This window comes from Petrachloros mirabilis (assembly GCF_975968855.1).
In genome coordinates, this window is record NZ_CDLUDY010000060.1 from 1 (window position 1) to 6,033 (window position 6,033).

Here is a 6,033-nt window from a genome sequence, read left to right on the forward strand (position 1 = left end):
GCGCCGTCCCGCCGGACCTCCCAGTATTTCGAGATGGTCGCCAATCGTGCGATCTATCAGGGCGGGTGGGTGGCGGCGACCACCCCGACCACACCTCCCTGGGCGAGCTTCTCCGAGGCAGTGGATCCGATTGACGGGTATGAGTGGGAGCTGTACCACGTCGCCGATGACTTTTCCCAGGCGACGGATCTGGCGAAATCCAATCCTGACAAGCTTCGCGAATTGCAACGGGCCTTCTACATCGAAGCCGTCAAGTACAATGTGCTCCCCATCGACAATACAAAGGTCGAGCGGCTCGATGTGAGGAACCGCCCGAGCAACATCCGTGGCGTGAAGGCCTTCACCTACTATGACGGGATGGTCCGGATTCCGGAGGGGTCGGCACCGGATATGAAGAATAAGTCATTCGGCATCAGCGCGGTCGTCGATATCCAGGAAGGCGGAGCCGAGGGGGTGATCATGACGCAAGGCGGCCGGTTCGCGGGGCTTGGGCTCTACCTGCTCAAAGGCCGGCCCGTGTTCCACTACAATCTGGCCGGTGTCGAGCGCTACACGGTCGCGGGCCAAGAGGCGCTCTCGCCCGGCCGCCACGTCGTCACGCTGGATTTCAACTATGAGGGTGGCGGCGTGGGAAAGGGAGGGGACGCGACCCTGACCGTCGATGGGAAGACCGTGGCCACTAAGAAGATTCCCAGGACCATTGCTTTCCGTATGTCGCTGGACGAGACGCTTGACATCGGGGAGGACACAGGGACACCTATCAGCGAAGATTACCACGTTCCATTTGCCTTCACCGGGAAGCTCGAAAAAGTGACCATCCACATTGCAGAGCACAAGCTTATCGAAGAGGATCTGCGCCGGTACCGTGAGGGTCGGCTGAAAGCAGCAATGGCACAGTAAGCGGCATGCAGGGGCTAGGGCGCAATTGGGGAGAGGGGATGGCTCGGTTGCTGCATCACGAAACGACGAGATGGCGAGCTTTCAAGGATGACATCGAACTTGAAGTCGGGTGTAAGAGGGAGGGACGCGCCGTGACTTTGCCAATCACTGAATGATCAGGTCGAGCGTGCCGTCTATAACAAGCTGCAATTCCATGCCACCCGGTACAGGATAGATGGCACGGGGTTCGAGTTTGGTCACTTCGCCTTGGATCCAAATTCCGGAAGCCAGTTCACGGTTCATTTGCTTTTCGATCCGATTGCGGAGGACGTCAATACGGTCTCGTAGGTCGATCTTCGTGTGGGGGAGTACCCGGTCGCGTATGCTGTCGTACATGATGCGGTTTGTGACTTTTACGAGGAGGTTGGAAGTGTCCACCGTGAATTCGAAGTCTCTGAATTCCAGCGTTGCACCATCTGGAGTGAGGCTGGGTCTTCCTTGAATGTAAAGCTTGCCGTTCACGCCTCCCGTCACAGTCACCTCGCTGATGAGATGATTGCCGCTTCCATATAATTGAACGCCCGTGACCTGTATTCTGGAGCCCACGGGCGGACTGATTTCCGACCCTACGGCTTCCTGCCCCACTCGTTCGGTCAGTTCCTCCCAGGGAACGAGCATCGGAACGGCTAGGTGGAAGCCGTCCTGTGACATGGTCCCTGTCTGGAGCTTCGGCAGGGCGCTGATGTCAACTTTAGGCTTGGCGCCGACCACGATGACCGGATCGAACACCATGCTCACCGAGGTCTGAACCGACTGATCGCGATTCAATTGAATCGATCCTGCCCGTGGGTTTTGCGGATGATAGGTGAGCCATATGCCTGGTCTCAACTCCATTGGCTCTTGGAATTTTTCCCAGATGATCCTGGCCCGGTTCTTGGCCTCCGCCTGCTTGAGGAAGGTGTGGTCAATAGCAGCGGCGAGGGGGGGCAATCGCTGCGCGAACCATTCGTCCAGGAGCTCCGTGATATCGAAGCCGATAGGATTTAGGCGGCATGGCTCTCCGAATTGTGGGCGTCCGAAGCTTGTTGCGGTGTGGACGACCCAGTCCTCGCTCCATTGCACTTCCGAATAGGCTTCGAGCTTCATCCGCATATGCGCTTCGGGGCCATAGCCGCATTCAGCAATTTGTGTGTTTCCGTTCGGCTTTTTCAGCCGGACGCGGACGCGATAGCGCACATCCGGAAATTCGGTGACGAGCCGGCCGCCATCCGTTTTAAAACCGACCGGTCCCCGCCAGATGTAATATTGATATTCGTATGGAAGCCCATGGATCCGGTACTTTCCCGGTATCCACTCCACTTCGTGCCGATGATGGACGGCTATCGATGACTCCACCGCTTTCCTCATCTCTTGGAGAGTCCGACCGACCGTCATTTGGACGACGGACGGCTCGACCATCGGTGCCGGCGGGGGCGGCAGGAGTCTGTCGGTAGGTTTCGGAATGGTGAGATCCGTAGCGGCCAGGAGTATGGAAGGGCTCACAAGACCGTTCGGGAAGATGATGGCCTGAAGGATCAAAAAAAAGGGAATAAGTATGAAATAAACGGTGTTGGTCCTCAAGCCGGGTCGCACTGGCAAGATTATTTGTACTTGATGGACAATCATGACGGAAGCGTCTTCAGCTTTACAATAGTACTGATTCGGATCTGAGTTGTAAATGTCCTGCTTGTCAGAATTGATTGCTTGTATGGCTGGTTGAATGTCTTTCCAAAGCCTGATCCTGGTGTTTTGCGTCTGACTGAGTGCGTCTTGACAATTAGGAGGATTCTGGTCTTTAGTAGGCTCCCACTTCTTTGGAGTCATAGTAGTGCCTACGTGAAAATCTGCACCTTCGTATTCACTCTCATACACAGGAAAGGAGAGTTAACCATGAGAATGTTCACCCCCTTGATATTTGCCGGCTTGCTTCTCATTGGAGGGCCGTTGTTGGCCCAGGAAGAAGGTGGTCTTGTAACGGACACCAATATGGAAATTCTGAAGGAGAAGCTCAAGGCCGACAAGAAGCTGCTCGTCGCCGGAAACATGGACCTGAGTGATGCCGAGGCCAAGAAATTCTGGCCCTTATACGAGTCGTATCAGAAGGAACTCCAGCAGGTAAACGATCGCCTCGGAAAAGTCATTGCTGACTACGCTGCCGCCTACAACGAGGGCAAGGGTTTTATCAAGGATGACATTGCCAAGAAATTGTTGAATGAGGCGCTTTCGGTACAGGAGGCGGAAGTGAAATTGAAGCGTACCTACGCCGATAAAATCGGCAAGGTGCTGTCTGCCACCAAGACAGCCCGATACATCCAGATCGAAAACAAGATACGTGCATTGATGAATTTTGAACTCGCTGCACAAATTCCCCTCGTGTACTAGGAAGTAATTCGATAGGTGTCCGGTGAGCTGTTTATGGGCCGACTGTTATGGAAGAGTACGCCTCCATGGTTTTTGACTGGAGACCTCACATGAACCACCCGCTTCGTTTGAGTTCGTGGTTCGCACTGGGGTTTGTTCTTCTCACTCTGATCACGACAGGCTGTGCAGGCACGAATTACGGCTGGACCGTACGCACGACCTCGACAGCCCTCTCCCCGTCAACCGAACCAGCCAACCTCAGGCAGGGAACGGTTGCCGTGCTGACACCGCTCTCGGTGGCGAGCCTGCGCGGGAACGAAGCTGGCATGGGGCAGTATCTCGGCGATGTCATCAAGGAGGTCGCGCCCAATTTGAAAGTTGTCGACGAACGGAAGGCTATCAGCCTTATCAACGAGAAGGGATTGGCTGAGGAATATAACAGAATGCGGTCTGAACTTGAGTTGACGCACATTCTCAACCGTGACATCCTTCGAAAAATCGGCGAAGCTCTCAACTCGCGGTATGTGTTCCAGCCCCGCCTCGCCTACTTCGCACAACAGATGTTCGACCGCTGGGAAGTTCCGGGCATCAGCGTGAAATTCTCACGGACTCGTTCTGCCACCATACGGCTGTCTCTGCAACTGTGGGACTGCCAGACGGGTGAGCTCTTATGGAGTTCTACTGCCGAGTCCAACTTTCAAAGCGAAGCGATGAATACAGACCCTGTGTTCATTGAAGACGTGGCGCGTGTCACGTTCGGCAGTATGTTGTCGGACTTGCTGAACAGGAAAACGTCATCGAAATATACCCCGTTGAATCAAGTGCTTAATCTGTTAATCCGCCAAGCTATCCCGGAGCAACACACCGAAGTGAAATCCGAGAAGAGGTCGGATCAAGAGAGCAGCAAGGAACAGCAGGGAAAGAGCAAAGAACAAGACAAATAAAAGTCAGCAAGCCACGTAAGATGTCCGGTGACCGAACAATCGCACTGGCATAGATTCATGTGCTATGAACCGGACGAGGCCTGCGATTCACGCAGTGTTCTTGGGCTTTAAAAGGAGATGTGATGAACGATGTTCAACCTCAGGTTCAGGCTTCCGCACGAGTAAGGAACGTCTTTCATCCATCAGATTTTAGTGAAGCGAGCGAAGTGGCGTTCGCGCACGCCTTGAAAATCGCCTTACTGCGGAAAGCCGGGCTGGATGTTATGCATGTGGCTTCTGACGCGAATGTCGAATGGGCTGAACTCGCCGGAGTGAGGCCGATGCTGGAACGTTGGAGGCTACTGCCTCCCGGGAGCCGGCGGACAGATGTGATGAAGCTCGGCATTCACGTCAGGAAAGTTATGGCGGTGCACCGGGATCCGGTGCGCGCCGTATTGAAGTATCTCGAATCCAACCCGACGGATTTAATCGTGCTTGGCGCGAGACAGGAAGAAGGGCGGATGAGATGGCTCCATACCTCCGTTTCTCAGCCGATCTCGGAAGGTGCCGGAGCGATGACGCTCTTTATCCCTGAAGGCCAAGAGGGCTTCGTGTCGCGCCAGGACGGTTCGATTTCACTTACCAGCATTCTAATTCCGATCGCCAACGACCCGCCGCCGCAACCGGCTATTGAGGCGGTGCGTCGCATCACGGATGAATTGCGTCTGATCGGTGGGAATGTGACGGTGCTCTACGTCGGCAAACAAAATGAGATGCCAGCGATCGAGTTGCCTCAGCATAGTGGTTGGATCTGGAGCACGATGGCCAGAGAAGGAGGTATTGTGGATATCATCGTGCAGACTGCGAATGAAACTGACGCTGGTCTGATCGTGATGACCACCAACGGGCGGGATGGTTTCCTTGATGCGTTGCGGGGCAGTCATTCGGAACGGGTGCTGAGTAAAATCCGATGCCCGTTGCTTAACCTACCGGTAGGATCCCTCCTGGGCTGATGCTGACGCCTGGTGCGGTCGTTATTGAGCGGTCGCCGCCGCGTTTGCTCCTGACGGAGGTTTTGTGCTGAGGATTAATCCGTACTTTCTCTTGATCACCAGAACTGTGGGGCTTGTCCTGCTGATTCTGGTGTGGTCGAGTTTTTCACAAATGGGGGTTGCATTTGCCGAAGTGACGGTCAACGGACGCGCCATCCTCTTTTACACGGACGATGTTGGGATCTTTTCCGCGACCCGCCGTTTGAGCCGCGACGGCGATCCGACCCAACCGGCGCTCGATACCAGGCTCACCGAGAAAGGCTCGGATGTCGTCTTTGAGCCGATGATGACAGTCGGGAAGACGTTTTCCAATTCGCTCGGGACCACTGAATTGAGTCTTCGGGGACAAGGTTTTGTGTTCGCCGATCAGACGAAATACAGCCACGGAACGATTCGTCTTCAGGTCTTGCACGGGCTCTCCGACGCAACGCGAGTCAGGTTGCGGTACTATTATGCCCCCAATCTGTTTTTGGGGGACAATGAAGACCGGCGTCCGGGTTCCCAAGGGTTGACTGGAGAATCAGTCACGAGTCATATCTGGTCGACACGATTTGAACGGAATCTCACGCAAGACATTGAAGTCAGTCTCCTCGGACGATATGGGCTGCGCCGATATAATGAGGCGTTTGCCCATCGCGATACGAACTTTTGGACGGTGGGCCCTCATCTCGATTGGCGGCTGTCGCATCGAGTGAAGCTTGGGCTTGCCTATCATTATGAGCGTGGGTTGGCGGATGGCCGTAAACTGGCTCAGTTCGAAGATGATGTGTCCTATGTCA

The 6,033-nt window shown here is 54.8% G+C and carries 5 protein-coding genes and 1 pseudogene; 5 read left to right on the top strand and 1 reads right to left on the bottom strand.

Annotated elements, in window-relative coordinates; translation table 11 throughout:
- A pseudogene (locus tag ACWVCN_RS02465) lies at positions 1 to 900 on the top strand (arylsulfatase); the annotation flags it as partial.
- Between the two features lie 144 nt (positions 901 to 1,044).
- On the opposite strand, the gene ACWVCN_RS02470 reads toward ACWVCN_RS02465, so the two are convergent.
- Positions 1,045 to 2,742 carry a DUF4403 family protein gene (locus ACWVCN_RS02470; protein ID WP_455243928.1) on the bottom strand — a complete coding sequence of 566 codons (1,698 nt, stop codon included), beginning with the start codon at positions 2,740 to 2,742 and terminating at the stop codon, positions 1,045 to 1,047.
- Positions 2,743 to 2,808: 66 nt separating this feature from the next.
- On the opposite strand from ACWVCN_RS02470, the gene ACWVCN_RS02475 reads away from it, so the two are divergent.
- From ACWVCN_RS02475 to ACWVCN_RS02490, 4 genes are all read left to right on the top strand, one after another.
- Positions 2,809 to 3,300, top strand: a complete 492-nt coding sequence (locus tag ACWVCN_RS02475) for a hypothetical protein (RefSeq protein WP_455243929.1) — start codon at positions 2,809 to 2,811, stop codon at positions 3,298 to 3,300.
- An 89-nt stretch (positions 3,301 to 3,389) separates the two neighbouring features.
- The gene (locus ACWVCN_RS02480) at positions 3,390 to 4,223 is read left to right on the top strand and encodes a hypothetical protein (RefSeq protein WP_455243930.1); all 834 of its coding nucleotides are present in this window, start codon (positions 3,390 to 3,392) and stop codon (positions 4,221 to 4,223) included.
- Positions 4,224 to 4,345: 122 nt separating this feature from the next.
- Positions 4,346 to 5,215 (top strand): universal stress protein, encoded by an 870-nt coding sequence (locus ACWVCN_RS02485; RefSeq protein WP_455243931.1) that lies wholly within the window; start codon positions 4,346 to 4,348, stop codon positions 5,213 to 5,215.
- Positions 5,216 to 5,279: 64 nt separating this feature from the next.
- Positions 5,280 to 6,033 (top strand): hypothetical protein (locus ACWVCN_RS02490; protein WP_455243932.1); only part of this gene is annotated, 754 nt, incomplete at its 3' end.